General features: G+C 64.9%; 21 protein-coding genes and 3 tRNA genes. 1 reads left to right on the top strand and 23 read right to left on the bottom strand.

The window, feature by feature from the left end; all coding sequences use genetic code 11:
• Positions 1 to 146: 146 nt before the first annotated feature.
• The 23 genes from infB to ABE423_RS12750 all read right to left on the bottom strand — a co-directional run bounded on the left by infB (position 147) and on the right by ABE423_RS12750 (position 23,759).
• Complete coding sequence (infB, locus tag ABE423_RS12860; protein ID WP_032128650.1) at positions 147 to 2,792, bottom strand: translation initiation factor IF-2; 2,646 nt, start codon at positions 2,790 to 2,792, stop codon at positions 147 to 149.
• Positions 2,793 to 2,884: 92 nt separating this feature from the next.
• Positions 2,885 to 4,396 carry a transcription termination factor NusA gene (gene nusA / locus ABE423_RS12855; protein WP_005410449.1) on the bottom strand — a complete coding sequence of 504 codons (1,512 nt, stop codon included), beginning with the start codon at positions 4,394 to 4,396 and terminating at the stop codon, positions 2,885 to 2,887.
• A gap of 4 nt (positions 4,397 to 4,400) precedes the next feature.
• Positions 4,401 to 4,991: a ribosome maturation factor RimP gene (gene rimP, locus ABE423_RS12850; RefSeq protein ID WP_032128649.1), complete on the bottom strand. Its 591-nt coding sequence runs from the start codon at positions 4,989 to 4,991 to the stop codon at positions 4,401 to 4,403.
• Positions 4,992 to 5,347: 356 nt separating this feature from the next.
• A tRNA-Met gene (locus tag ABE423_RS12845) sits at positions 5,348 to 5,424 on the bottom strand.
• Between the two features lie 84 nt (positions 5,425 to 5,508).
• A tRNA-Met gene (locus ABE423_RS12840) sits at positions 5,509 to 5,585 on the bottom strand.
• Between the two features lie 127 nt (positions 5,586 to 5,712).
• Positions 5,713 to 7,173, bottom strand: coding sequence for an NADH-quinone oxidoreductase subunit NuoN (nuoN, locus tag ABE423_RS12835; RefSeq protein ID WP_125894343.1), 1,461 nt, complete (start codon positions 7,171 to 7,173; stop codon positions 5,713 to 5,715).
• A 15-nt stretch (positions 7,174 to 7,188) separates the two neighbouring features.
• Positions 7,189 to 8,697, bottom strand: coding sequence for an NADH-quinone oxidoreductase subunit M (locus tag ABE423_RS12830; protein ID WP_032128647.1), 1,509 nt, complete (start codon positions 8,695 to 8,697; stop codon positions 7,189 to 7,191).
• A gap of 23 nt (positions 8,698 to 8,720) precedes the next feature.
• Positions 8,721 to 10,898: an NADH-quinone oxidoreductase subunit L gene (gene nuoL / locus ABE423_RS12825; RefSeq protein WP_121504565.1), complete on the bottom strand. Its 2,178-nt coding sequence runs from the start codon at positions 10,896 to 10,898 to the stop codon at positions 8,721 to 8,723.
• A 7-nt stretch (positions 10,899 to 10,905) separates the two neighbouring features.
• The gene (gene nuoK, locus ABE423_RS12820) at positions 10,906 to 11,211 is read right to left on the bottom strand and encodes an NADH-quinone oxidoreductase subunit NuoK (RefSeq protein ID WP_005417921.1); all 306 of its coding nucleotides are present in this window, start codon (positions 11,209 to 11,211) and stop codon (positions 10,906 to 10,908) included.
• Positions 11,208 to 11,864: an NADH-quinone oxidoreductase subunit J gene (locus ABE423_RS12815; protein WP_032128645.1), complete on the bottom strand. Its 657-nt coding sequence runs from the start codon at positions 11,862 to 11,864 to the stop codon at positions 11,208 to 11,210. The genes nuoK and ABE423_RS12815 overlap by 4 nt, the downstream gene beginning before the upstream one ends.
• 9 nt (positions 11,865 to 11,873) lie before the next feature.
• Complete coding sequence (nuoI, locus tag ABE423_RS12810) at positions 11,874 to 12,362, bottom strand: NADH-quinone oxidoreductase subunit NuoI (RefSeq protein ID WP_006381128.1); 489 nt, start codon at positions 12,360 to 12,362, stop codon at positions 11,874 to 11,876.
• 3 nt (positions 12,363 to 12,365) lie between these two features.
• Positions 12,366 to 13,460 carry an NADH-quinone oxidoreductase subunit NuoH gene (nuoH, locus tag ABE423_RS12805; protein WP_006381129.1) on the bottom strand — a complete coding sequence of 365 codons (1,095 nt, stop codon included), beginning with the start codon at positions 13,458 to 13,460 and terminating at the stop codon, positions 12,366 to 12,368.
• Entirely contained in the window at positions 13,457 to 15,691 is a 2,235-nt protein-coding gene (gene nuoG, locus ABE423_RS12800; RefSeq protein WP_006381130.1) for an NADH-quinone oxidoreductase subunit NuoG, read from the bottom strand. Before nuoG ends, nuoH begins: the two co-directional genes overlap by 4 nt.
• Positions 15,688 to 17,028: an NADH-quinone oxidoreductase subunit NuoF gene (gene nuoF, locus ABE423_RS12795; RefSeq protein WP_006381131.1), complete on the bottom strand. Its 1,341-nt coding sequence runs from the start codon at positions 17,026 to 17,028 to the stop codon at positions 15,688 to 15,690. The genes nuoG and nuoF overlap by 4 nt, the downstream gene beginning before the upstream one ends.
• Positions 17,029 to 17,032: 4 nt before the next feature.
• On the bottom strand, positions 17,033 to 17,560 hold the full coding sequence (gene nuoE / locus ABE423_RS12790; RefSeq protein WP_006381132.1) for an NADH-quinone oxidoreductase subunit NuoE: 528 nt from the start codon (positions 17,558 to 17,560) through the stop codon (positions 17,033 to 17,035).
• A gap of 97 nt (positions 17,561 to 17,657) precedes the next feature.
• Positions 17,658 to 18,965 (bottom strand): NADH-quinone oxidoreductase subunit D, encoded by a 1,308-nt coding sequence (locus ABE423_RS12785; RefSeq protein WP_006458796.1) that lies wholly within the window; start codon positions 18,963 to 18,965, stop codon positions 17,658 to 17,660.
• Positions 18,962 to 19,711 (bottom strand): NADH-quinone oxidoreductase subunit C, encoded by a 750-nt coding sequence (locus ABE423_RS12780; protein ID WP_005410462.1) that lies wholly within the window; start codon positions 19,709 to 19,711, stop codon positions 18,962 to 18,964. Before ABE423_RS12780 ends, ABE423_RS12785 begins: the two co-directional genes overlap by 4 nt.
• A gap of 33 nt (positions 19,712 to 19,744) precedes the next feature.
• On the bottom strand, positions 19,745 to 20,299 hold the full coding sequence (locus tag ABE423_RS12775; RefSeq protein ID WP_005410463.1) for an NADH-quinone oxidoreductase subunit B: 555 nt from the start codon (positions 20,297 to 20,299) through the stop codon (positions 19,745 to 19,747).
• A complete protein-coding gene (locus ABE423_RS12770) occupies positions 20,290 to 20,646 on the bottom strand; it encodes an NADH-quinone oxidoreductase subunit A (RefSeq protein WP_008265012.1) in 357 nt (118 codons plus the stop codon). Before ABE423_RS12770 ends, ABE423_RS12775 begins: the two co-directional genes overlap by 10 nt.
• 111 nt (positions 20,647 to 20,757) lie before the next feature.
• A tRNA-Leu gene (locus ABE423_RS12765) sits at positions 20,758 to 20,842 on the bottom strand.
• Between the two features lie 51 nt (positions 20,843 to 20,893).
• Positions 20,894 to 21,331 carry a preprotein translocase subunit SecG gene (gene secG, locus ABE423_RS12760; RefSeq protein ID WP_010486424.1) on the bottom strand — a complete coding sequence of 146 codons (438 nt, stop codon included), beginning with the start codon at positions 21,329 to 21,331 and terminating at the stop codon, positions 20,894 to 20,896.
• Between the two features lie 31 nt (positions 21,332 to 21,362).
• Positions 21,363 to 22,118 (bottom strand): triose-phosphate isomerase, encoded by a 756-nt coding sequence (gene tpiA, locus ABE423_RS12755; protein WP_032128643.1) that lies wholly within the window; start codon positions 22,116 to 22,118, stop codon positions 21,363 to 21,365.
• Between the two features lie 705 nt (positions 22,119 to 22,823).
• A complete protein-coding gene (locus ABE423_RS12750) occupies positions 22,824 to 23,759 on the bottom strand; it encodes a 2-oxoglutarate and iron-dependent oxygenase domain-containing protein (protein ID WP_032128257.1) in 936 nt (311 codons plus the stop codon).
• 195 nt (positions 23,760 to 23,954) lie between these two features.
• On the opposite strand from ABE423_RS12750, the gene ABE423_RS12745 reads away from it, so the two are divergent.
• Complete coding sequence (locus tag ABE423_RS12745) at positions 23,955 to 25,841, top strand: DUF3413 domain-containing protein (RefSeq protein ID WP_346486260.1); 1,887 nt, start codon at positions 23,955 to 23,957, stop codon at positions 25,839 to 25,841.
• Positions 25,842 to 25,850 lie beyond the last annotated feature (9 nt).

Raw genomic sequence — 25,850 nt, 5'->3', positions numbered from 1 at the left:
GTTTTTTTCGCCCCCCACCTGCGGTGGCCCAATACTTTTCATTAATTGGCCCCCCGCCAACGGGTGGGGCGCTACTACATGGTACCCGACCGTTGGTCGGGTTCTACATCATGGTAGGGCCCGACCGTTGGTCGGGCCACATCACATTACAGGGTGCGCGGCACTTCGATACGCTCGAAGCACTCGATCTGGTCACCCGGCTTGACGTCGTTGTAGGCCTTCACCGCGATACCGCATTCGGTACCGTTGCGGACTTCCTCGACGTTCTCCTTGAAGCGACGCAGCGATTCCAGCTCGCCCTCGAAGATCACCACGCTGTCGCGCAGCACGCGGATCGGCTTGTTGCGCTTGACCACGCCCTCGATGACCATCGAGCCGGCCACGGCGCCCAGCTTGGAGCTGCGGAAGACGTCGCGGACCTCGGCGATACCGATGATCTCTTCGCGGATCTCCACGCCCAGCAGACCGGAAGCCACCTGCTTCACCTGATCGATCACGTCATAGATGATCGAGAAGTAACGCAGATCGACGCCGTTGGATTCGATGATGCGACGGGCCGAAGCGTCCGCACGCACGTTGAAGCCGATGACGGTGGCCTTCGAAGCGGCCGCCGAGTTGGCGTCCGATTCGGTGATGCCGCCCACACCGGAGTGGATCACGTTGATGCGGATGTCTTCGTTGGACAGCGCGACCAGTGCCTGGCTCAGGGCCTGCACCGAACCCTGCACGTCGGCCTTGATGACCAGGTTGAGGACCTGCTGGCCCTCGCCCTTGCCCAGGGTCGCCATGATGTCTTCCATGCGGCTGCCGGCGGTGGCGACCAGGCGCGATTCACGGCGCTTGGTCTCACGTTGCTGGGCAACGTCCTTGGCCAGGCGCTCGTCCTCGACGACCACGAAGTCATCACCCGCTTCCGGCACGCCGGACAGGCCCAGGACCTGCACCGGGATGGACGGGCCGGCGAACTCCGGCTGCTTGCCGGTTTCGTCGAACAGCGCACGCACGCGGCCGTACTGGATGCCGCACACCAGGTAGTCGCCCTTCTTCAGGCGGCCCTGCTGCACCAGCACGGTGGCGACCGGGCCACGGCCCTTGTCCAGCGACGATTCGATCACCACGCCCGAAGCGCGGCCTTCGTCGACGGCCTTCAGTTCCAGCAGTTCGGCCTGGATCGAGATGGCGTCCAGCAGGTCGTCAATGCCCAGGCCGGTCTTGGCCGAGATTTCCACCATCTGGGTGTCACCACCGAAGTCTTCGGCCACGACCTGCTCGGACAGCAGTTCGTTCTTGACCCGCATCGGGTCGGCGTCGGACTTGTCGATCTTGTTGATCGCCACGATCAGCGGCACACCCGCCGAACGGGCGTGCTGGATCGCTTCCTTGGTCTGCGGCATGACGCCGTCATCGGCGGCCACGACCAGCACCACGATGTCGGTCAGCTTGGCGCCGCGCGCACGCATCGAGGTGAATGCCGCGTGGCCCGGGGTATCCAGGAAGCTGATCACGCCCTTCGGCGTATCCACGTGGTAGGCACCGATGTGCTGGGTGATGCCGCCGGCTTCGCCGGTGGCGACCTTGGTGCGGCGGATGTAATCCAGCAGCGAGGTCTTGCCGTGGTCGACGTGGCCCATGATGGTGACCACCGGCGGACGCTGGGTGGCTTCGCCCTGGTTTTCACCGGTCGAGGCCAGCAGTGCGTCTTCGGCGTCGTTGTCGTTGGCACGGATCGCCTTGTGGCCGAGTTCTTCGGTCACCAGCGCGGCGGTGTCATGGTCGATGGACTGGGTGATGGTGGCCATCACGCCCATCTTGAACAGCGCCTTGACCACCTCACCGCCCTTCAGCGCGAGCTTCTGCGCCAGGTCGGCCACGGTGATCGTGTCGCCGATCGCCACTTCACGCACCACCGGCGCGGTCGGACGCTCGAAGGCGTGCGGACCTGCATTGTTGCCACCGCGCGACATGTCGCGACGGCCACCGGCCTGGTTACGCCCGCCCGGACGACCACGGGTGTTGCTGTTGTTGCTGTTGCCACGACGCGCGCGGTCGGCAGCCGACAGGTGCATCTGGCCGGCGAAACGGTCGCCCGGGCCACGCTCGTTGCGCGGCGCGCTGCGGTTGTTGCGGTCGTCGTTGCGCGGCGGCGGCGGAGCGCTGCGCGGCGCAGCCGGAGCGGCGGCCGGAGCACGCGGCGGGCGCGGCGCGGTTTCATCGATCGGAGCGCGCTTGGGCTTGCTGGCAGCCAGCGCCTCGGCAGCCTTGGCGGCGGCCGCAGCTTCCTCGGCGGCCTTCTTCTCGGCCTCTGCGCGTTCCTTGGCCGCAACCTCTTCCTCACGGGCACGGACGATGGCTTCGTCGCGCAGACGATCCTTCTCGGCCAGGGCCTGCTGTTCGGCAAGGTTGCGCGCACGCGACTCTTCCAGCTTGCGCAGGATGTCGGCGCGCTCTTCGTCCGGGGTCATGGCGCGAGCACCATCCTTGACGTAGGTACGCTTCTGGCGCACCTCGACATTCACGGTCGTCTTGCTGCGACCGGAACTGACCGTCACTTCCTGCTGTTTCCGGCGGTTGAGCGTGATCTTCTTTGCAGACTGATCAGTTTCTTCCGGGGCCTGCTCGGGCTTGCCGTGCGAACGACGAAGGAAGCCCAGGAGCTTCACCTTCTCGGTGCTGGTCACGACCTGGTCGGGACCGCTGAACTTCATGCCGGCACCGGCCAGCTGTTCCAGCAGTTTTTCGACCGGCGTGTTGACCAGTTCGGCAAGCTTGCGGATGGTGGTTTGCTGCGACATTCGGATCCTATGATCTTGTGGGCGCCCCCCCGCATCTGGAGGTGGCGCGGATTCTACGCCCTGAGCGGCTCAGGGCCCTGTTCATTGCCGGCTCATTCGCCGCGTTCCAGTCGGGCGATCTCCTCGGCACGTGCGGCCAGGATCAGCGCAGCGGCGCGCGCCTGATCCAGCCCTTCGATGCCGAAGTCCATGACCTCGTCGGCGGCCAGGTCGGACAGGTCCTCACTGGTACGCACGCCGTGGCCGGCCAGCGCATACGCGGTGGCTTCGTCCATGCCCTTCAGGGACAGCAGGTCCTGCGCCGGCTGGCCGTCTTCAAGGCCTTCCTCGACTGCCAGGGCCTCATTGAGCAGCGCATCGCGGGCACGAGCGCGCAGCTCTTCGACGATGTCTTCGTCGAAACCTTCCACGGCCAGCAGTTCGCCGACCGGGACATATGCGATTTCCTCGACGGTGCCGAAGCCTTCGCTCACCAGGATGCCGGCGATTTCCTCGTCCACTTCCAGCTTGTCCATGAACAGCTGGCGGGCCGAAGCCTGCTCGGCCTCCGACTTGGCGGTGACCTGGTCCTGGGTCATCACGTTGAGCTGCCAGCCGGTCAGGCGGCTGGCCAGGCGCACGTTCTGGCCGCCCTTGCCGATCGCCTGGGCCAGGCGGTCTTCGGCAACGGCCAGGTCCATCGAATGCTTGTCTTCATCGACGATGATCGACTGCACTTCAGCCGGCGCCATCGCGTTGATGACGAAGTTGGCCGGGTTGTCGTTCCACAGCACGATGTCCACGCGCTCGCCATTGAGCTCGTTGGACACGGCCTGCACGCGCGAACCGCGCATGCCGATGCAGGCACCGATCGGATCGGTGCGCTGGTCGTGGGCGAGCACGGCGATCTTGGCGCGGTCGCCCGGATCGCGGGCGCAGGCCTTGATTTCCACCAGGCCCTGGCCGACTTCCGGCACTTCCAGCTTGAACAGCTCGATCATGAATTCCGGGGCGGCGCGGCTGATGAACAGCTGCGGGCCACGCGGTTCCGAACGGACTTCGGCCAGGTAGCCGCGCACGCGGTCACCGGCGCGCAGCACGTCGCGCGGAATGCCCTTGTCCTTCGGGATGAAACCTTCGGCGTTGCCACCGAGGTCGACATAGATGTTGCCGCGCTCGGCGCGCTTGACCACACCGGTGATCAGCTCACCCACGCGATCCTTCCATGCATCCACGACCTGCTGGCGCTCGGCTTCGCGCACGCGCTGGACGATGACCTGCTTGGCGGCCTGGGCGGCAATGCGGCCGAAGTCCGGGTTCTCGATCTGCTCTTCGATGTAGTCGCCGACGTCCACGCCTTCGGCTTCATCGACGGCGTCCATCAGGCGGATCTGGCGGTCCGGCGATTCCATGACCACGTCATCGGCCACCACTTCCCAGCGGCGGAAGGTTTCGTAGCTGCCATCCTTGTGGTCGATGACCACGCGGGTCAGCACTTCCTCGTCGGGATAGCGCTTCTTCGCTGCCGAGGCCAGGGCGGCCTCGATGGCATCGAAGATCACTTCACGCGGCACGCCCTTCTCGTTGGCGACCGCGTCGACTACCAGCAACAGTTCCTTGCTCATTGGCTCACTCCGCGCGCGGCTTCTTTGCCGCCGGCTCGTTGGAAGAAGAATTCGTGTTCGGCTTCGGACGCTTCGGTGCCGGACCGGTCGGCTTGCTCGGGGCCAGCCCCAGCGCCACCCAGTCGGGCATGATCCGTGCCTTGTCGATGTTGTCGGCCGACACGACCACTTCGGCCTTGTCGACGATGAAGGTGATGGCACCTGCGGTCTCGTCGATGGCTTCGATGCGGCCCTGCAGGCGGCGACGGTTGTCCTGCGGCAGCTTCAGCGTGACCTTGGCCATTTCGCCGAGGTGACGGCCGAACTGCTCCAGGTTGAACAGCGGACGATCGACGCCCGGCGAAGACACTTCCAGCGTGTAGTTGCCGCTGATCGGGTCTTCGACGTCCATCTGTGCCGACACTTCGCGGCTGACCCGCTCGCAGTCGTCGACATTGATGATGCGCTCGGGCTGTTCAGCCAGCGGCACGTCGATGTAAAGGCGCAGGGTCGCACCGCCGGGGGCCGGCAGATACTCAACGCCCAGCAGCTCCAGGCCCAGCGACACAACGGTCGGGGCGAGCAGATTCGCGATGTCGGTTGCCTTGTCGCTCACAGCCTGCCTTGATCTCTTGGTTGGGTGCCGGCCTTGGCCGGCATGGAAACATGACGCCCCGGAAACGACAAAGGGCCCGCTGGGCCCCTTTTCCGGAAAGACTCCGGTGACTGGATTCCGGTTGCAACCTGCAGTGCCTGCCGGTTGCGGCCCTCCTTCCGGGTCCGGACTCCCGCTGGGAGGCCGCCTTCAGGGGTATTGCTAGGCCGCTGATGATAGCGACTGCACCGCGCTGGTGCAAGGCTTGGACCCGCCTGAAACCGGCCGCTTCGCTCGCCGGGCATGGCCCGGCGGATCAACCAGAGCCGCAAAGAAAAACGCCCTCGAAGCAGGACTTCGAAGGCGATCTCTTTACTTGGTAGCGGGGGCAGGATTTGAACCTGCGACCTTCGGGTTATGAGCCCGACGAGCTGCCAGACTGCTCCACCCCGCATCAGAAGCGTAATTATGAAGCATAACTTCAAAACCTGCAAGCTTTTCCTCATTCATCGAACTGGTTGGCGCCGATTCGATGTGTTGGTAGCGGGGGCAGGATTTGAACCTGCGACCTTCGGGTTATGAGCCCGACGAGCTGCCAGACTGCTCCACCCCGCACCGGAAGTGTTTGAACTGCTGCCCTGCTCTTTCGAGGAGGGCTACCGCAACGATGTTCTGGCTGAACCGCTGCAGTGACAACTCAGGCTGCGCATATTACACGAATCGCGCAGCTTTGTGTCAACTTTTATGCAAGATGCGCAAATGCCTGCTGGCACCAGACCATGATCGGGTTCCATGCCAGGCCCAGCGCCAGCAGCGCCAGCGCGTTCACGCCCAGGACCAGGCCCAGCACGCGGTCGTTGCTGCGCGGCATGGCCTCGCCCACCGGCTCATCGAAGTACATGACCTTGATGACGCGCAGGTAGTAGAAGCAGCCGACCACGGCACACAGCACGCCGAGAATGGCCAGCCACAGCAGGCCACCGTTGACGGCCGCGCCCAGCACCGCCAGCTTGGTCCAGAAGCCCAGGAACGGCGGGATGCCAGCCAGCGACGCCATGATGCACAGCACCAGGCCGGCCATCCACGGGTTGCGGGCATTGAGGCCCTTGAAGTCTTCGATGTTCTCGGCTTCGAAGCCGGCACGCGACAGCGCGATGATCGCGCCGAAGGCGGCGGTCGACATGATGGCGTAGGCCAGTGCGTAGAACAGTGCTGCGGCATAGCCCTGCGAGCCGCCACCGGCAATGCCCATCAGCAGGAAGCCGATGTGCGAGACGGTGGAAAACGCCAGCATGCGCTTGAGGTTGCTCTGCGCGATGGCCATCAGGTTGCCGATGACCAGCGAGACTGCGGCCAGGCCGGCGATCAGCAGCTGCAGTTCGGTCGACAGCGGGCCCACGCCCATTTCCAGCAGGCGGTAGGCCATGCCGAAGGCGGCCAGCTTCGGCGCCGAGCTGATGAACAGTGCGATCGGTGCCGGGGCACCCTGGTACACGTCCGGCAGCCACATGTGGAACGGCGCGGCACCCAGCTTGAAGGCGACGCCGGCGATCATGAACACCGCACCGGTGATCAGCAGCACGCGCTCTTCCGAGTGCGGGATGGCCTCGCGGATGACGTCCAGGTGGAGGCTGCCGGTGGCGCCGTAGATCAGCGACATGCCGTACAGCAGCAGGCCAGAAGCCAGCGAACCCAGCACGATGTACTTCATCGCCGCTTCCGAGGCCAGGCCGTTCTCACGGTTGCTGGCAACCAGCGCGTAGGAGCACAGCGCCAGCAGTTCCAGGCCCAGGTAGACCATCAGCAGGCTGCCCGCCGAGACCAGGATCATCATGCCGGCGGTGCCGAACAGGATCAGTACCGGGATCTCGCCCTGGAACAGGTTGCGGTCGCGCAGGTAGCGCCAGCCGTAGACCAGGGTCAGGCCGCTGAGCAGCACGATCCCGGTCTTCATCACGTCCGCGGCGGTATCACGCACGAACATGCCATGGAAGACCTCCCCCTGCCCGCCCACGCCGGTGGCCAGCATGAACAGCACCACGGCCAGCGCAGCGAGCGAGAACAGGTGGGTGACGAGCTTGTTCCGGTTGCTGACGAACAGGTCGAGGATCATCAGGGCGAAGGCGCTACCGATCAGCACCAGCTCGGGAGCGAGCGGTGGCAGGTCAGCGGCGGTCAATGGCAGCAGCGGCGAGGTGGTCATCATCAAATCCTGGAATTACAGCAGCTTGCTGGATGCGATCTGCATCGCCAGCTTCGCGATCGAGGGCTCCATCAGGTCGGTCAGCGGCTTGGGGTAGATGCCCAGGGCCAGCACGCCGATGGCGAACACGCCCAGCACCAGCCACTCGCGGCCGTTGATGTCCTTCAGTTCGGCAACATGGCTGTTGGCCACTTCACCGAAGAAGATGCGCTTGTACAGCCACAGGGTGTAGGCGGCGCCGATGATCAGGGTGGTGGCCGCGCCCAGCGCGATCCACGGATTACGCTGGAAGGCCGCAAGGATGACCATGAACTCGCCGACGAAACCGCTGGTGCCCGGCAGGCCTGCATTGGCCATGAAGAACAGCATGGCGAAGGTCGCAAACCAGGGCATCACGTTGACCACGCCGCCGTAATCGGCGATGCGGCGGCTGTGCATGCGGTCGTACAGCACGCCGACGCTGGAGAACATCGCACCGGACACGAAGCCGTGCGAGATCATCTGCACCATGGCGCCCTGCAGGCCCAGGCGGGCGGCATCGGCGTTGCCGGCTTCACGCACCAGCCACAGGGCAATGAATGTGCCCAGGGTGACGAAGCCCATGTGCGCGATCGACGAATAGGCGATCAGCTTCTTCATGTCGTCCTGCACCAGGGCGACGAGGCCGACGTAGATCACCGCGATCAGCGACAGCGCGATCACCAGCCACGCCCATTCCTGCGACGCGTCCGGGACGATCGGCAGGTTGAAGCGCAGGAAGCCGTAGCCACCGATCTTCAGGGCGATGGCGGCCAGGATCACCGAACCGGCGGTCGGCGCTTCCACGTGGGCATCCGGCAGCCAGGTGTGGACCGGGAACATCGGCACCTTGACCGCGAAGGCGATCAGGAAGGCGAAGAAGATCCAGGTCTGTTCCTTGGCCGACAGCGGCAGCGCGTACAGGTCGGCCAGCTGGAAGCTGCCGCCCTTCATGTACAGGTAGATCAGCGCCACCAGCATCAGCACCGAGCCGAGGAAGGTGTACAGGAAGAACTTCAGCGCGGCGTAGATGCGACGCGGGCCACCCCAGACACCGATGATCAGGAACATCGGGATCAGCATCGCCTCGAAGAACACGTAGAACAGCATCGCGTCCGTGGCCGAGAAGATACCGACCGTGACGCCTTCCAGGATCAGGAAGGCGGCCACGTACTGGTTGACGCGCTTGTCGATGGCGCTCCAGGCGCCGATCAGGGCAAGCACGCTGACCAGGGTGGTCAGCAGGATCAGCGCCACGGCGATGCCGTCCACGCCCAGGTTGTAGCCGATCTTGTACGCCGGGATCCAGGCATGGGTCTCGACGAACTGCAGACCGTCGATGCCCGCGTTGTAGCCGCTCAGCAGCGAGAGGCTCGCCACGAACGTCAGCACCGCTACGCCCAGCGACGCCCAGCGGGCGGTCTGCGCATCACGGATCGCAAGGATCAGGGCGCCACCGATGATCGGCAGCCAGATGAGGACACTGAGTAGAGGCCAGTTCGACACGTCTTCTTATTCCGTACAGGTCATCAACGCAGGTAATGCATCAGCACGCCCAGAAGGGCAATCAGGCCGATGATCATCGCGAAGGCGTAGTGATAGAGGAAACCGGATTGGGTACGACGCAGCACGCCGGCTGCGACGTCCACAACACGTGCCGAAAGATTGACCACGCCGTCGACGATGTTGCTGTCGATCCAGCGTGCGACCTTGCCCAGCTTGACGCTGCCACCGGCAAAGCCATCGATCCACAGCTTGTCGAAGCCGTACTTGTTTTCCAGCACCGACACCAGCGGAGCGAAGGTCTTGCGCGCCTTGCCCGACAGGTCCGGCTTCCACAGGTAGAACAGCGCAGCCAGCAGGAAGCCCGCCAGGGTCAGCCAGAACGGCGGCAGCATCATGCCGTGCAGCGCGAACGCCACCGGCCCGTGGAACTCTTCGCCCAGGAAGGCAACGGTGTTCTTGGCCGGATCGTAGAAATCGACGATGCCGGTGAAGAACGTGTTGACCTGGCCCTTGATTGCGTCGTGTGCATGGTGGCCGGCCCAGTCGGTGCCGTGCAGCATCGGACCGATGCTGAAGAAACCGATGGCGATCGACGGGATGGCCAGCAGGATCAGCGGCAGGGTCACCACCCACGGGGTTTCGTGCGGCTCATGCGGACCGTGGCCATGGCCGTGGTCGTCATGGTGCGCGTCCCCATGATGGGCATCAGCAGGGTGCGCATCTGCGGCGTGGTGATCGTCATGGGCATGGCCGTGATCATCATGCACGTCGCGGAAGCGCTCCTTGCCGTGGAAGGTCAGGAACAGCAGGCGGAAGCTGTAGAAGCTGGTCACCAGCACGCCACCCAGCACTGCCCAGTAGCCATAGGTGGCCACCCAGCTGTTCTGCATGTGGGCGTGGATCTCGGCCGCCTCGATGATGGTGTCCTTCGAGTAGAAGCCGGAGAAGAACGGCGTACCGACCAGGGCCAGGGTACCGATCCACATGGTGACGAAGGTGATCGGCATGTACTTGCGCAGGCCGCCCATCTTGCGCATGTCCTGCTCGTGGTGCATCGCGATGATGACCGAGCCGGCACCCAGGAACAGCAGCGCCTTGAAGAAGGCGTGGGTCATCAGGTGGAACACGGCGGCCGAGTACGCCGACACGCCCAGTGCAACCGTCATGTAGCCCAGCTGCGACAGCGTGGAGTACGCGACGACGCGCTTGATGTCGTTCTGCACGATGCCGATCAGGCCGGTGAAGAACGCGGTGGTGGCACCGATGAACAGGATGAAGTTCAGCGCGGTCTGCGACAGCTCGAACAGCGGCGACATGCGGGTGACCATGAAGATACCGGCGGTCACCATCGTCGCGGCGTGGATCAGTGCCGAGATCGGGGTCGGGCCTTCCATCGAGTCCGGCAGCCACACGTGCAGCGGGACCTGGGCCGACTTGCCCATGGCACCGATGAACAGGCAGATGCAGATGACGGTGGCGATCGACCAGATCACCGGCTCGTTCAGCAGCTGCATGCCGAACATGGTGCCGTCCCAGATCTGCAGCTGGGCGCGCGGGTCAGCCAGCATGCCGGCCTGCGAGAACACCTGCGAGTAGTCCAGTGTGCCGAACACCCACAGCACGCCGGCGATACCGAGCAGGAAGCCGAAGTCACCAACGCGATTGACCAGGAACGCCTTCATGTTGGCGAAGATCGCAGTCGGGCGCTTGAACCAGAAGCCGATCAGCAGGTACGACACCAGGCCCACCGCTTCCCAGCCGAAGAACAGCTGCAGGAAGTTGTTGCTCATCACCAGGGTGAGCATCGAGAAGGTGAACAGCGAGATGTAGCTGAAGAACCGCTGGTAGCCCGGATCGTCCTGCATGTAGCCGATCGTGTAGATGTGGACCAGCAGCGACACGAAGGTCACCACCACCATCATCATCGCGGTCAGCTTGTCGACCATGAAACCGACGTGGGCCGAGTACTGGCCGACTTCGAAGAACGTGTAGATGTTCTGGTTGAACGGCTGCGCGCCGCCCCACAGCAACTGGTAGAGCGTGTACATCGACAGGCCGCAGGCAACCGCGACGCCGAGGATGGTGATGGTCTGCGCGCCGAAGCGCTTGACCTGGCGACCGAACAGGCCGGCGATGATGCTGCCGAACAGCGGTGCAAGCACCACTGCGATCAACAGACTCTTGGAGAGAGTGATTTCCATCTGTGGATCAGCCCTTCAACGAATCGACTTCGCCGACATTGATCGTGCGGCGGGTACGGAACAGGGTCACCAGGATCGCCAGGCCGATGGCGGCTTCCGCGGCGGCGACGGTCAGGATGAAGAACACGAACAGCTGGCCGGACGGATCGCCCAGCTGACGCGAGAAGCCGACGAAGTTGATGTTCACCGACAGCAGCATCAGTTCGATCGACATCAGCAGGACGATGACGTTCTTCCGGTTGAGGAAGATGCCGGCCAGGCTGATGGCAAACAGCACCGCGCCCAGCGCAAGGATGTGGCCAAGGGTAATCACGGCTGGGTCTCCTCGCCGGCGGCCGGCTTGCTGTTGCTGTGCACGACCGGCGCTTCGGCGCCCATCTTGACCATGCGCAGGCGCTGGCCGGCCTTGACCATGGTCTGCTCACCCGGGTTCTGGCTCTTCACGCCGGTACGGCGGCGCAAGGTCAGCATCACGGCGGCAACCACGGCCACGGTCAGGATGACGGCGGCGAACTCGAACGGCAGCAGGTACTCAGTGAACAGCGTACGCGCCAGCCAGGTGACGTTGGAGCTGTCGGCAGCGACCGCGGCGGCGTTGTCGGCCGGGAACGGGTTGACCGCCCTGCCCTTCACGCCGATCAGGATCAGCATCTGCACCAGCATCGCCACGGCAACAATGAGACCGACCGGCAGGTAGCGGACCCAGCCCTCACGCAGCTTGGTGGGGTCGATGTCGAGCATCATCACCACGAACAGGAACAGCACCATCACCGCGCCGACGTAGACCAGCACCAGCGCCACGCCGAGGAACTCGGCGCCGACCAGCAGCCACACGCAGGCAATGGAGAAGAAGGTCAGCACCAGGCAGAGCACGGCGTGAACCGGGTTGCGCACGCTGATCACCGCACCGGCCGAAACCGTTGCCGCGATGGCGAACACCCAGAAAGCGATATTTACCCAATCCATCTCTCGACCTCAGCGGTAAGCGGCATCGGCGGCGCGACGCTCGGCGATCTCGGACTCGAGACGGTCGCCCAGGGCCAGCAGCTGCGGCTTGGTAACGATGTTTTCGCCACGATTCTCGAAGTGATACTCGAGGATGTGGGTTTCGACGATCGAGTCCACCGGGCAGCTTTCTTCGCAGAAGCCGCAGAAGATGCACTTGAACAGATCGATGTCATAGCGCGTGGTACGGCGGGTGCCGTCTTCGCGCTTGGCCGAGTCGATGGTGATGGCCAATGCAGGGCACACCGCTTCGCACAGCTTGCAGGCGATGCAGCGCTCTTCACCGTTGGGGTAACGGCGCAGGGCGTGCAGGCCACGGAAGCGCGGCGACTGCGGGAACTTCTCCATCGGGTACATCATCGTGTACTTGGGCTTGAAGCTGTACTTCAGCGTCAGCCAAAGGCCGCCCAGCAGTTCGAGCAGCAGCAGGCTCTTGAAGTAATGGGTAATCCTGTTCATCACTTAGACGCCCTTTTGAATCACGCCGAAGAACACCATGACGGCGGTAACCGCGATCCACAGAATGGCCAGCGGGATGAAGACCTTCCAGCCCAGGCGCATGATCTGGTCATAGCGGAAGCGCGGGAAGCTGGCACGGAACCAGATGTAGGCACTGGCGAAGAAGAACACCTTGACGAACAGCCACGGTGCACCGCCCTTCCAGATCCAGTCGACCAGCGGCGAGACGTCGCCGAAGTTGACCCAGCCCTGGATGGGGCTCAGCCAGCCGCCGAGGAAGAAGATCGAGATCAGGAAGCTGATCAGGATCATGTTGGCGTATTCGGCCAGGAAGAACAGCGCGAACGCACCGCCCGAGTACTCGACCATGTGGCCAGCGACGATTTCCGATTCACCTTCCACCACGTCGAACGGCGCGCGGTTGGTTTCGGCAACGCCCGACACCCAGTAGATGACGAACAGCGGGAACAGCGGCAGCAGGAACCAGTCGAAGAAACCGGAATTGCCGGCCTGCGCCATCACGATGTTGCTCAGGTTCAGGCTGCCCGACGCGATCATCACGCCGACCAGGGCGAAGCCCATGGCGATTTCGTAGCTGATCATCTGCGCCGAGGCGCGCATCGCACCCAGGAACGCATACTTCGAGTTGGATGCCCAACCGGCCAGGATGATGCCGTAGATGCCCAGCGAGGTCATCGCCAGCAGGTACAGCAGGCCGGCGTTGGCGTTGGACAGCACGATCTGCGAATCGAAGGGGACCACCGACCAGGCCGCGAAGGCCGGAGCCAGGGTGATCAGCGGGGCCAGCAGGTAGATCGCCTTGTTGGCGCTGCTCGGCTGGACCACTTCCTTGAACAGCAGCTTGAAGACGTCGGCGAAGGCCTGGAAGATGCCCATGCCCACGTACATCGGGCCGTGGCGGACGTGCATCCAGCCGATCAGCTTGCGTTCCCAGACCACGTAGAAGGCCACCGAGATGATCACCGGCACGGTGATCACCAGGATCTTCAGGATGATCCAGATCAGCGCGCCGATGTCACCAAGGCCAAGCAGCCACTGGTGCAGCGGATCGACCGCGTTCAACAGCAATTCGTTCATGCAGCCACCACCGTTACGCGAGCGGCACCCAGCGGCGCGGTCGCGCCGTGGCCCGATTCAATCCAGACCGAACCCGCAGCGACGCGGGCGTCGATCACCACCGGCAGGGTGGCCTTGCCGGCATCGGTGCCGACCTTGGCCATCTGCCCTTCCTGCAGCTGCAGGCGAGCGGCATCTTCAGCGTTCAGCACGATGCGCGGGGCGTTGTTGAGCGGATGCGACTGCAGCGCCGGGGCGCGACGGACCACCGCATCGGTGCGGTAGATCGCGGCGGTCGAAGCCACTTCCAGGCCTTCGCCGGCAACCACCGGCTGTGCCGAGGCGGCAACGGCGACCGACACCGGGGCCAGGCTGGCGCGCAGGCCGGCCAGGTCGGTGAAGTCGAAACCGGCTACCGCCAGCTCACCGCCCAGGGCGCGCAGCACGCGCCAGCCCTCACGGGCCTCGCCCGGCAGCTTGCCGCCGGCACGCGCCGACTGCTCGCGACCATCGAGGTTGGTCAGGGTGGCGTCGATTTCCGGCAGCGCACCGATCGGCAGGATCACGTCGGCAACGTCGCGGGTGGAGACGCAGGCGAACTGGCTGAAGGCCACCACCTTGGCGCCGACCAGCGCCTTGCGCGCGGCGGGGGCGTCGGCGAAGTCCAGACCCGGCTCCAGGCCGTAGACCACGTACGCCTGGCGCGGCTGCGCCAGCATCGCGGCGACGTCCTTGCCGGCCGGCAGCACGCCTGCGCGGGTCAGGCCAACGGCGTTGGCACCCTGCGGGATGCGGCACAGCTTGGCACCGGTCGCAGCAGCGAAGTCACGCGCGGCGGCGCGGATCGCGGCAGCCTGCGGATGGTTTTCGGCGATGCCACCGACGATCAGCACGGTGTTGTTGCCGCCCTGCACCGCCGAACGCAGCTCGGCGTTGGCCAGCGCGTCGACGAACTTCGACGGCGCGACGATCTGCTTGCCGGCGATGCTGAAGGCGAAGTCGAAGTCCACCGGGTTGACGACGTGGATCTTCGCGCCGTTGGTGGTCTGCGCCTTGCGCAGGCGGGCGTGCAGCAGCGGCAGTTCGTGGCGGATGTTGCTGCCCAGAACGACGATGCGGTCGGCGCCTTCGATCTCGGCGAGCGGCAGGCCGAACACTTCGGCGGTTGCGGCGTCGGAGAAATCGCGGTTGTTGATGCGGTGGTCGATGTTGCTCGAGCCCAGGCCCTTGGCCAGGCGGGCCAGCAGCGCACCTTCCTCGTTCGAGGTGGACGGGTGCACCAGCACGCCCAGGTTGTCGCCCTGGTTGGCCTTGAGGATCTCGGCGGCCGCGGCCAGGCCTTCGGCCCAGCTCACTTCCTTCCACTCGCCATTGACCTTGCGCAGCGGCTTGACCGCACGGTCTTCGCTGTACAGGCCCTGGTGCGAGTAACGGTCACGATCGGACAGCCAGCACTCGTTCACCGCTTCGTTGTCGCGCGGCACGGTGCGCAGTACTTCGCCGCGACGCACGTGCAGGAACAGGTTCGAACCCATCGCGTCGTGGTAACCCAGCGATTCGCGCGCGGTCAGTTCCCACGGGCGGGCGCGGAACTGGAACACCTTGTTGGTCAGCGCGCCGACCGGGCAGACGTCGACGACGTTGCCGGACAGCTCGGTGGTCAGCGGCTTGCCGTCGAAGGTACCGATCTGCAGGTTCTCACCGCGGTACATGCCACCCAGTTCATAGGTACCGGCAACGTCGGCGGTGAAGCGGACGCAGCGGGTGCACTGGATGCAGCGGGTCATCTCGGTGGCGACCAGCGGGCCCATGTCCTCGTCCGGCACCACGCGCTTGCGCTCGTTGAAGCGGCTGACCGAACGGCCATAGCCCAGCGACACGTCCTGCAGCTCGCACTCGCCGCCCTGATCGCAGATCGGGCAGTCCAGCGGGTGGTTGATGAGCAGGAACTCCATCACCGAGCGCTGGAACTTCAGTGCCTTCTCGCTGCGGGTGGCGACCTTCATGCCATCCATCACCGGGGTGGCACAGGCCGGCGCCGGCTTCGGCGACTTTTCCACGTCCACCAGGCACATGCGGCAGTTGGCGGCGATCGGCAGCTTCTCGTGGTAGCAGAAGCGCGGAATCGAAATGCCGGCCTTGTCGGCCGCCTGGATGATCATCGAACCCTTGGGCACGACCAGCGACTTGCCATCGATTTCGATGGTCACGTGATCCGGTGGCACGTTCGGGTTTACGGGTTGCGCGCTCATGCGGCGGCTGCCTCCACCTTCTTGCCGTCAACCATCGAATGACCGTTGACGATGTAGTACTCGAATTCGTCCCAGAACTGGCGCAGGAAGCCCTGGATGGGCCATGCAGCCGCTTCACCGAACGCACAGATGGTGTGGCCTTCGATCTGGCCGGCCACCGCCTTCAGCTGGTGCAGGTCTTCCATCGTGGCCTTGCCGGCGACGATGCGCTCCAGCACGCGGTGCATCCAGCCGGTGCCTTCACGGCACGGGGTGCACTGGCCGCACGATTCCTTGTGGAAGAACTGGCTGATGCGGCAGGCGAACTTGACGCAGCAGACGCTGTCGTCGAGCACCACGATCGCACCCGAACCCAGGCCGGAGCCCAGCGCACGGATGGTGTCGTAGTCCATCGGCAGATCCTGCAGCTCGGCCGCGGTCAGTACCGGCATCGACACGCCGCCCGGGATCGCGCCCTTGAGGGTGCGGCCCGGACGCAGGCCACCGGCCATTTCCAGCAGGTCGTGGAACTTGGTGCCCAGCGGCACTTCGAAGTTGCCGCCGTTCTGCACGCAGCCGGACACCGAGAAGCACTTCGGACCGCCGTTGGCGGTCAGGCTCAGGCCCTTGAACCACTCCGGACCGTTGCGGATGATCGCCGGCACCGAACCATAGGTTTCGGTGTTGTTGATCGTCGACGGCTTGCCGTACAGGCCGAAGTTGGCCGGGAACGGCGGCTTGTAGCGCGGCTGGCCCTTCTTGCCTTCCAGCGATTCCATCAGCGCGGTTTCTTCGCCGCAGATGTACGCGCCGGCGCCCAGCGCACCGTAGATGTCGATGTCCACGCCCGAGCCCATCACGTTCTTGCCCAGCCAGCCATTTGCATAGGCGTCGGCCAGGGCCTGTTCGAAGTGCTCGAACGGCTCGTGGTGGAACTCACCGCGCAGGTAGTTGTAACCCACGGTCGAACCGGTGGCGTAGCAGGCGATCGCCATGCCTTCCACCACCGAATGCGGGTTGTAGCGCAGGATGTCGCGATCCTTGCAGGTGCCCGGCTCGGATTCGTCCGAGTTGCAGAGGATGTACTTCTGCATGTTGCCCTTGGGCATGAAGGACCACTTCAGGCCGGTCGGGAAGCCTGCGCCACCGCGGCCACGCAGGCCCGAGGCCTTGACCATCTCGATGACCTGCTCCGGCGGGATCTTCTCTTCGAGGATCTTGCGCAGGGCGGCGTAGCCACCGGTCTTCAGGTAGCTTTCGTACGACCACGGGGTGTCGTAATGCAGGGTGGTGTAGACCACCTGGTGCGGCAGCGGCGCGGGGCCGACCGGACCCTTGGATTCGTGGTGATGTGCCATGCCCTTACTCCAGCCCGTCCAGCAGCTCGTCGACCTTTTCCAGGGTCAGACGCTCATGGTAGTGACCGTTGATGACCATCATCGGCGCGCCGCCACAACCGGCCAGGCACTCTTCCTCGCGCTTGAGGTAGACGCGGCCGTCCGGGGTCGATTCACCGTGCTTGATGCCCAGCTTCTTCTCGCAATGGCGGACGATGTCCTCGGCGCCATTGAGCCAGCAGCTGATGTTGGTGCAGATGGCCACGTTGTTGCGGCCCACCTTCTCGGTCTCGAACATCGAGTAGAAGCTGGCGACCTCGTAGGCCCACACCGGCGGCAGGTCCAGGTACTTGGCCACGCCGGCGATCAGTTCGTCGGTCAGCCAGCCCTCGTTCTGCTCCTGGGCCGCATGCAGGCCCTGCAGCACGGCAGAGCGCTTGCGGTCCGGCGGGAACTTGGACAGCCAGTGATCGATGTGAGCGCGGGTCTTGTCGCTCAGCACCACCATCGGGTCGACGTCGCGCGCCGCCTCGAAATTACCTGTCGCCTTCATCGGCCGACCTCAGCGAAATGCATAACGTGAAATTCCAGAAACTGCGGCGCCGGCTTGCGCCGGCTGCCTGCAGCGGGCGTTGGCGTGGCGGACGGCATTACCGGTCAACCTCGCCGAACACCAGGTCGTAGGTACCGATCATCGCCACCACGTCGGCCAGCATGTGGCCGCGCACGATCGAATCGATCGAGGACAGGTGGGCGAAGCCCGGTGCACGCAGGTGCACGCGGAACGGCTTGTTGGCGCCATCGGAGACCAGGTAGCAGCCGAACTCGCCCTTGGGCGCTTCCACTGCCGCGTAGGTTTCCCCGGCCGGCACGCAATAGCCTTCGCTGAACAGCTTGAAGTGGTGGATCAGCGCTTCCATGTCGTCCTTCATGTCCTCGCGCTTGGGCGGAGCGACCTTGAAGTTCTTGACCATGACCGGGCCGGGGTTGGCCTTCAGCCACGCCACGCACTGCTTGATGATGCGGTTGGACTCGCGCATTTCGGCAACGCGGACCAGGTAGCGGTCGTAGCAGTCGCCTTCCTTGCCCAGCGGGATGTCGAAATCGACGGCATCGTACTTGGCATACGGACGCTTCTTGCGAAGGTCCCAGGCAATGCCCGAGCCACGCAGCATCACGCCGGTCATGCCCCACTGGTGGGCCAGTTCCGGAGTGACCACGCCGATGCCGACGGTACGCTGCTTCCAGATACGGTTGTCGGTCAGCAGGGTTTCGTATTCGTCGATGCGCTTGGGGAACTCGACGGTGAAGTTCTCCAGGAAGTCCAGCAGCGAGCCTTCGCGCGAAGCATTGAGCTGCTTCAGCGCCTTGCCCTTGTGCCAGCGCGATTCCTTGTACTTCGGCATGTGGTCCGGCAGGTCGCGGTAGACACCGCCCGGACGGTAGTACGCCGCGTGCATGCGCGCGCCGGAGACCGCTTCATAGCAGTCCATCAGCTCTTCGCGCTCGCGGAAGGCATACAGCATCACCGCCATCGCACCCAGGTCGAGCGCGTTGGAGCCCAGCCACATCAGGTGGTTGAGGATGCGGGTGATTTCGTCGTACATGGTGCGGATGTACTGCGCACGCTCCGGCGCTTCGATGCCCATCAGGGTCTCGATCGCGCGCACGTAGGCGTGCTCGTTGCACATCATCGACACGTAATCCAGGCGATCCATGTAGCCGATCGACTGGTTGAACGGCTTGGACTCGGCCAGCTTTTCGGTACCACGGTGCAGCAGACCCACGTGCGGGTCGGCGCGCATGATGGTTTCGCCGTCCATTTCCAGGATCAGGCGCAGCACACCGTGCGCGGCCGGATGCTGCGGGCCGAAGTTCATGGTGTAGTTGCGGATTTCCTGCCGGCTTTCGGCGGCGTTGCTGGCGAATGCTTCGCCGGCCTGGTGTACGTGGCTCACTTCACTGCCTCCTGCGCGCGCTCACCTTCTGCGGTCTGCAGACGGGCGTCGTCGCGGATCACGCGCGGCACGCCGACGCGCGGCTCCACCGAGGTGACCGGTTCGTAGATCACGCGCTTCTTTTCTTCGTCGTAGCGGACTTCGACATTGCCGATCAGCGGGAAGTCCTTGCGGAACGGATGGCCGACGAAACCGTAGTCGGTCAGGATCCGGCGCAGGTCCGGGTGGCCTTCGAAGATCACGCCGTACAGGTCGAACGCTTCGCGCTCGAACCAGTTCAGGCCCGGCCAGATGCCGGTCAGCGAGGACACCACCGGCAGCGCTTCGTCAGGGGCGAAGCAGCGCAGGTGCATCATCAGGTTGTGCTGGTACGAACGCAGCTGGGCGACCACGGCGAAACGCTGGGTCGGCATGTGCTGCGGGCGGGCACCGTCGGCGCCGTTTTCCTCGGTGGGGAACTCGCCCCACGCGAAACGGCCCTGGGCCTTGCCTTCGACGCCACGGCTGAAGCCCTGCGAGGACACGTCGGCGGTGTCCCATTCGTCGGAGCCATAACCGAGGTAGTCGACGCCGCAGAGATCCACGGCCTGCTCGAAACCAAACTCGTCACGCAGCGCCAGGGCGGTGGCGTGCCACTCGGCGGCAGGCACTTCCAGCGTCACTTCGCCGCGGGGTTCGACCACGATGACCTTCGCACCTGCGAAACGTGCGGAGAGTCGGTCGATGAAGGATGCTTGCTCTGCCATGGGGGCTTGGCGCGCTCTTGTCAGGTGAAGGGGTCAGCGGGCGATGGTCTGTGTACGCCAGATCTTCTTCTGCAGCTGCAGGATCCCGTACACCAGCGCCTCGGCGGTCGGCGGGCAGCCCGGGACGTAGACGTCCACCGGCACCACGCGATCACAGCCGCGCACCACAGAATAGGAGTAGTGGTAATAGCCGCCACCATTGGCGCAGCTACCCATCGAGATGACCCACTTCGGGTCCGGCATCTGGTCGTAGACCTTACGCAGCGCCGGGGCCATCTTGTTGACCAGGGTACCGGCCACGATCATCACGTCGGACTGACGCGGCGACGGGCGGAACACCACGCCGTAGCGGTCAAGGTCCAGGCGCGCGGCGCCGGCATGCATCATCTCGACCGCGCAGCAGGCCAGACCGAAGGTCATCGGCCACATCGAGCCGGTGCGCGCCCAGTTCAGCAGTGCATCGACGCTGGTGGTGACGAAGCCCTTTTCCAGCAGCGGGTTGTCGCCTTCCGGCCGCAGGATGTCATCAACCCGGCCTTCCGGCGTGGGGTTGTTCATGAGGCCATCGAGAGTCTGAATCACTCCCATTCCAGCGCTCCCTTCTTCCAGACGTAAATGAAACCGAGGAACAGCATGCCGACGAACAGGCCCATGGTGATGAGCGAACGGGCACCCAGCTCCATGAAGACCTGGGTCCACGGCACGATGAAGATGATTTCCAGGTCGAAGACGATGAACTGGATCGCGATCAGGTAATAGCGCACGTCGAACTTCATGCGCGCGTCTTCGAAGGCCTCGAAGCCGCACTCGTACGGCGACAGCTTTTCCAGATCGGGGCGGCGGGGACCGAGGAATCGACCAACCAGCATCAGCGTAATGCCGATACCGGTGGCAACGATCAGAAACAGCAGAGACGGCAAATATTCGGCCAGCACAGCGATTCTCTCTTGCCTCTGCCGCCGCGCCTGCAGGCGCTTTGGCATGGGGGAGTGGACGGGAATCTGCCTGGCGCCTTGCGCGCCAGACGAACCCGCTTTACTTACAAATGGTGCCCAAGAGGGGACTCGAACCCCTACGACTTGCGTCGCTACCACCTCAAGGTAGTGCGTCTACCAATTCCGCCACCTGGGCAAACGATCACATCAGACTATCTTCCCGATGCGCCGCGTATTGTAACCGGCTTCAGTCTTTCTGGGAGCCTTCCGAAGGCTTTTCTTCACCAGAAACCGAAGATTCCGCCTGAGCCGGCACATTCGCGGCCGGAACCGGGGCGGCCGGGACCGCATCGGCCTTCGGAACGGCCGGCAATTCGCCCGCCGGAGCCGCCGGAGCGACTGCCGCCGGGGCGGACATCAGGCCCAGATCCTGGTCGGCCGCCGGGCGGCTGCCATGACCGGCATACCAGGCCATGAAGAGGCTGATGCCGAAGAACACGACAGCCAGCCACTTGGTCGACTTGGACAGGAAGTTCGAGGCGCCGCGCGCACCGAACACCGTACCCGAGGCACCGGCACCAAAGCCCGAACCCGCCGCCGCACCCGAGCCACGCTGCATCAGGATCAGCGCGATCATGGCCACAGCGACCAGCACGTAGACGACATTGAGGATCAACATCAGCATTGGAAACCGCCCTCGGACAAAACTTCTAGGATTAGTTCGCGGCCGCCGCCCGTGCGATGGCCAGGAAGTCCGCGGCCACCAGGGAGGCGCCGCCGACCAGCCCACCATCGACATCCGGCTGCGCGAACAGTTCCCCGGCATTGTCGGGCTTCACGCTACCGCCGTAAACAATGGGCAGTGAATCAGCGATTCTAGCATCGATACGCGCGACTTCGCCACGGATGAACGCGTGCACCTGCTGCGCCTGCTCCTTGGTAGCGGTACGGCCGGTACCGATGGCCCAGACCGGCTCGTAGGCGACCACGGCCTTGGCGAAACCGGCCGCGCCGACCAGCTCCAGCACCGGCGCCAGCTGGCCGGCGATGACCGCTTCGGTCTGCCCGGCCTCGCGCTGCTCCAGGGTCTCGCCCACGCACAGCACCGGCACCAGGCCGGCGTGCTGGGCGGCGGCGAACTTGCGTGCGACCAGCTCGCTGCTTTCGTGGTGGTACTGGCGGCGCTCGGAATGGCCGACCAGGCCATAGCGGGCGCCGACCTCGACCAGCATGGCGGCGCAGACCTCGCCGGTGTAGGCGCCCTTCTCGTTGCTGCTCACGTCCTGCGCGCCAAAGGCCAGGCCGGTCTCGCCAAAGTCCTCGACCAGCTCGCCCAGGTACGGCAGCGGCGGCAGGATCACCACGTCCACCCCCTCCAGCGGCAGCCCGGCGGCGACCTGCCCCAGCAGTTCATTGGCGAATTGACGGCTGCCATGCAGCTTCCAGTTTCCGGCGACGATCTTGCGGCGCATGAGCGGGTGGCTCCTGTGTGAAGTCAGCCGGTCATGATACCCGTTACGGCAAAAATCCGTTTCCGTGTAAGCGGTTACATGGATTTTCAGCCAACGGCGCAGCCCCTCGTGGCGGGCCGGCTGGGTTGGGTGGGTCGCGGTGAGCCCGGTTGGATTTGGGGCTTGGCCGCGGCATCCATGCCGCGGACACCCCCGCCATCCCCACCCCCCCGGCCTCTGACACATTGCGGCGGTTCCGCCCGCCACGGAAAGAAAAAAGAAGATCAAGAGCAAAAGCGGCATTCCAGGTACCCCTGCCCCGCTTCGATCCAACAGATCTCATCCACGCATGGCGTGGATCTACCGTGTCGACCAAGGTCGACACCTACCGGGAATCACGATTTACCCACCGTCACCGGGAAACTGTCGGGGGTGGGGCGGTGTGGGTTGGCAGGACCGTTGGCGCCATGGGCCCGAGGCATGCCTCGGGCGGGTTGGGCAGGACGCCCAACCCCGGTCTTGCCGTGTGCGCAGGACAGCGCACACGAGCAAGGCGCCATCGAGCCCCCAGGGACGGGTTTACGGCGTGTCCTGCCAACCCACACCGCCCCGCCCAACCAGCAGAAACCCAGAGCCGCATTGGCTTTGGCTTTGGCTTTGGCCTCTGCGGGTGCAGGGCGCAGCCCTGCAAAGAAAAAGGCCGCCTTTCGGCGGCCTCACTTCTCATTACTTCAGCTTGATCTCGCGCAGGCGTTCCTCGAGGAAGCCGTGGGCGGTGATCGCCTCCGGGTACCGGCTCGGGTTCTCCGGGGTGATGCAGGACGGCAGCACGTCGATCAGATAGTCCGGGTTCGGGTGCAGGAAGAACGGCACCGAGTACCGCGGCTGGCGCGCCAGCTCGCCCGGGGGGTTGACCACGCGGTGGATGGTCGACGGGTACACGTGGTTGGTCAGGCGCTGCAGCATGTCGCCGATGTTGACCACGATGGTGTCCGCGTCCGAGGTGAACGGCACCCACTCGCCCTCGTGCGACTGCACTTCCAGGCCCGCGGCGCTGGCGCCGACCAGCAGGGTGATGAAGTTGATGTCGCCATGCGCGCCGGCGCGCACGTTCGGGATGTCGTCGGTGGTGATCGGCGGGTAGTGGATCGGGCGCAGGATCGAGTTGCCGAAGTTGGTCTTGTCGGCGAAGAAGTCTTCCGGCAGGCCGATGTGCAGGGCCAGCGCCGACAGTACGCGCGAACCCAGGTTGTCCAGCGCCTGGTACAGGCCGTAACCGCGCTCGCGGAAGCCCTCGACCTCGGTCGGCCACAGGTTCGGCGCCATCACGTCGCGGTACTTGGAGTCGTCGGCGATCTCGCGACCGATGTGCCAGAACTCCTTCAGGTCGAAATGCTTGGAGCCCTTGGCGGTCTCCACGCCGAACGGGGTGTAGCCGCGGGCGCCGCCACTGCCGGCCACGTGGTACTTGCGCTTGACCTCCTCCGGCAGGGCGAAGAAGGCCTTGAAGGCATCGTAGGCCGCGTCGATGTCGGCCTGCGGGATGCCGTGGTTGCGGATGCCCGCGAATCCCCATTGGCGGTAGGCCGCGCCCAGCTCGGCCACGAAGGCCTCGCGGTCGCTGTCGAAACGGGTGATGTCGAGGGTGGGGATCTGGCTCACAGCGGTTCCTGGCTTGTCGTTGGGTCTGGAAGGGCCAGCGCATTCATGGCCCACCTGAACATTGTGACAGATCGCCCGGGGGACGCCACTCGATACGAAGAAACAAACCGATACAATGCGCAACCCGCGCGCGGATTAACGATTCCGTCACAACCGGGACTCCCGCCCCTGCTCCACCTGCCGCCTCCGTCCTTCATGCGCCCTGCTGCTCCTTCTGCCAACACCTCCCTGCCCTCAGGCCCGGCACGTCACTGGCGCCGATTGGCCTGGTGGTCGCTGTTCGTGGCCGGCAACGCGCTGCTGGCGATGGCGATCACGCTCGGCAACGTACCGCTGGCCGACAACCCCGGTGGCGCAATCGGCCTGGTTTACCTGTCCGTCGCTCTGCCGGGGCATCTGCTCGCCTTCGGTGCCCTCGCAGGCCTGCTGCCGCTGCTGCTGGGCCTGTGGCAGCGCAGCGCGCGCACGCTGAGCATCAGCGCCGTGCTGCTGCAGGGCCTGTGGCTGTGCCTGCTGCTGGTTGATGCGAAGGTTTTCACTCTGTATCGGTTCCACCTCAATGCCATGGTGGTGAACATGGTGTTCGGCGGCGCGCTGCAGGACCAGGTCGCGTTGTCCTGGAAAACCTGGCTGCAGGCCGGACTGCTGGTCGCCGCCATCTTCGCCGCCGAAGGCCTGCTGGCCTGGGCATGCTGGAAGCTGTTGCCCGCCCTGCCCCGCCGCCGCCGGGTCCTGCAGGCCTGGGCGGTGGTCGCTCTGCTGATGGGGGGGGGCCAGGTCGCCACCGCCTACTACGATGCCCGCGGCGACCGCGACGTCATCGCGCAGTGGAACTACCTGCCCTGGGCGCAGCCGATCACCGCCAAGAGCTTCATGCGCAAACTGGGCGTTGTCAGCGAACAGCAGGCCGGCCTGCCTGACCCGCGGCATGCGCAGCTGCTGTATCCGCTGCAGCCCCTGCGCTGCCAGAACCCACATCGGCCGAATGTGCTGATGGTGGTGCTGGAGTCGCTGCGCCAGGACGCCATGACGCCGCAGCTGATGCCCAATACGACGGCACTGGCACAGGCTTCGCGCGTGTACGACCAGCATTTCAGCACCGGCAATGCCACCCGCTACGGCCTGTTCGGCCTGCTCTACGGCCTGCCCGGCGGCTACTGGCAGAGCATGCTGGACGAACAGCGCGGCTCGCAGCTGTTCCAGGTGCTGGGCCAGCAGGGCTACGACCTGCACCTGTACGGCAGCGCGCCGCTGTACAGCCCGGAGTTCGACCGCACCGCCTTCGCCGACGTACGCGACCAGCTGCACCAGGGCCCCTCCGCCCTGACGCCCGACAAGCGTGACGCAGCCATCGTCACCGCGCTGCAGAACGACATCCGCACCAGCCAGGCCGCGCAGCACCCGTGGTTCGGCTTCGTGTTCCTCGACTCCACCCACGCCGGCTACCACCTGCCCGCCAGCTACCCGCCGGTGGCCACGCCGATGGCCAAGGAGATCGACTTCCTGTCCTTCGGCCCGGACCACGACCCGACGCCGGAGCTCAACCGCTACCGCACCGCCGTGCACTACGCAGACAGCCTGGTCGGCTCGCTGCTGGACGACCTTCGCGCACAAGGCCTGGCCGAGAACACCATCGTGCTGGTCACCGGTGACCATGCCGAAGAGTTCAACGACCTCAAGCTGAACTACTGGGGCCACAACGGCAACTTCTCCGACTACCAGCTGCAGGTGCCGTTCGTGCTGCACTGGCCAGGCCAGGCCAGCGGCCATGAGATGCGCACCAGTTCGCATGAGGACTGGGTGCCGACGTTGATGCGCCACGCACTGGGCTGCGAGAACGCACTGAGCGACTTCAGTACTGGCCAGGACCTGCTGGCCGCGCCCACCACCAGCGAACGTGCGCTGGTGGTGGAGAGCTGGTCGCAGCGCGCGGTACGCCATGGCGATGCCATCTACGTGTTCGACAAGTTCGGCAACGCCACCGCGCTCGACCGGCACTACCGTCCGCTGCCGCAGCAGGCGCCGGACGCCGCCGCCATCCGCTCCGCATGGGAAGCGCTGACCCGCTTCCGCAACCGCTGAACTTCAAGG

This window comes from Stenotrophomonas sp. TWI1409 (genome assembly GCF_039673015.1).
In the GTDB taxonomy this organism is placed as follows: Bacteria; Pseudomonadota; Gammaproteobacteria; order Xanthomonadales; family Xanthomonadaceae; genus Stenotrophomonas; species Stenotrophomonas maltophilia_A.
This window is presented reverse-complemented; position numbering and strand designations above follow the sequence as displayed.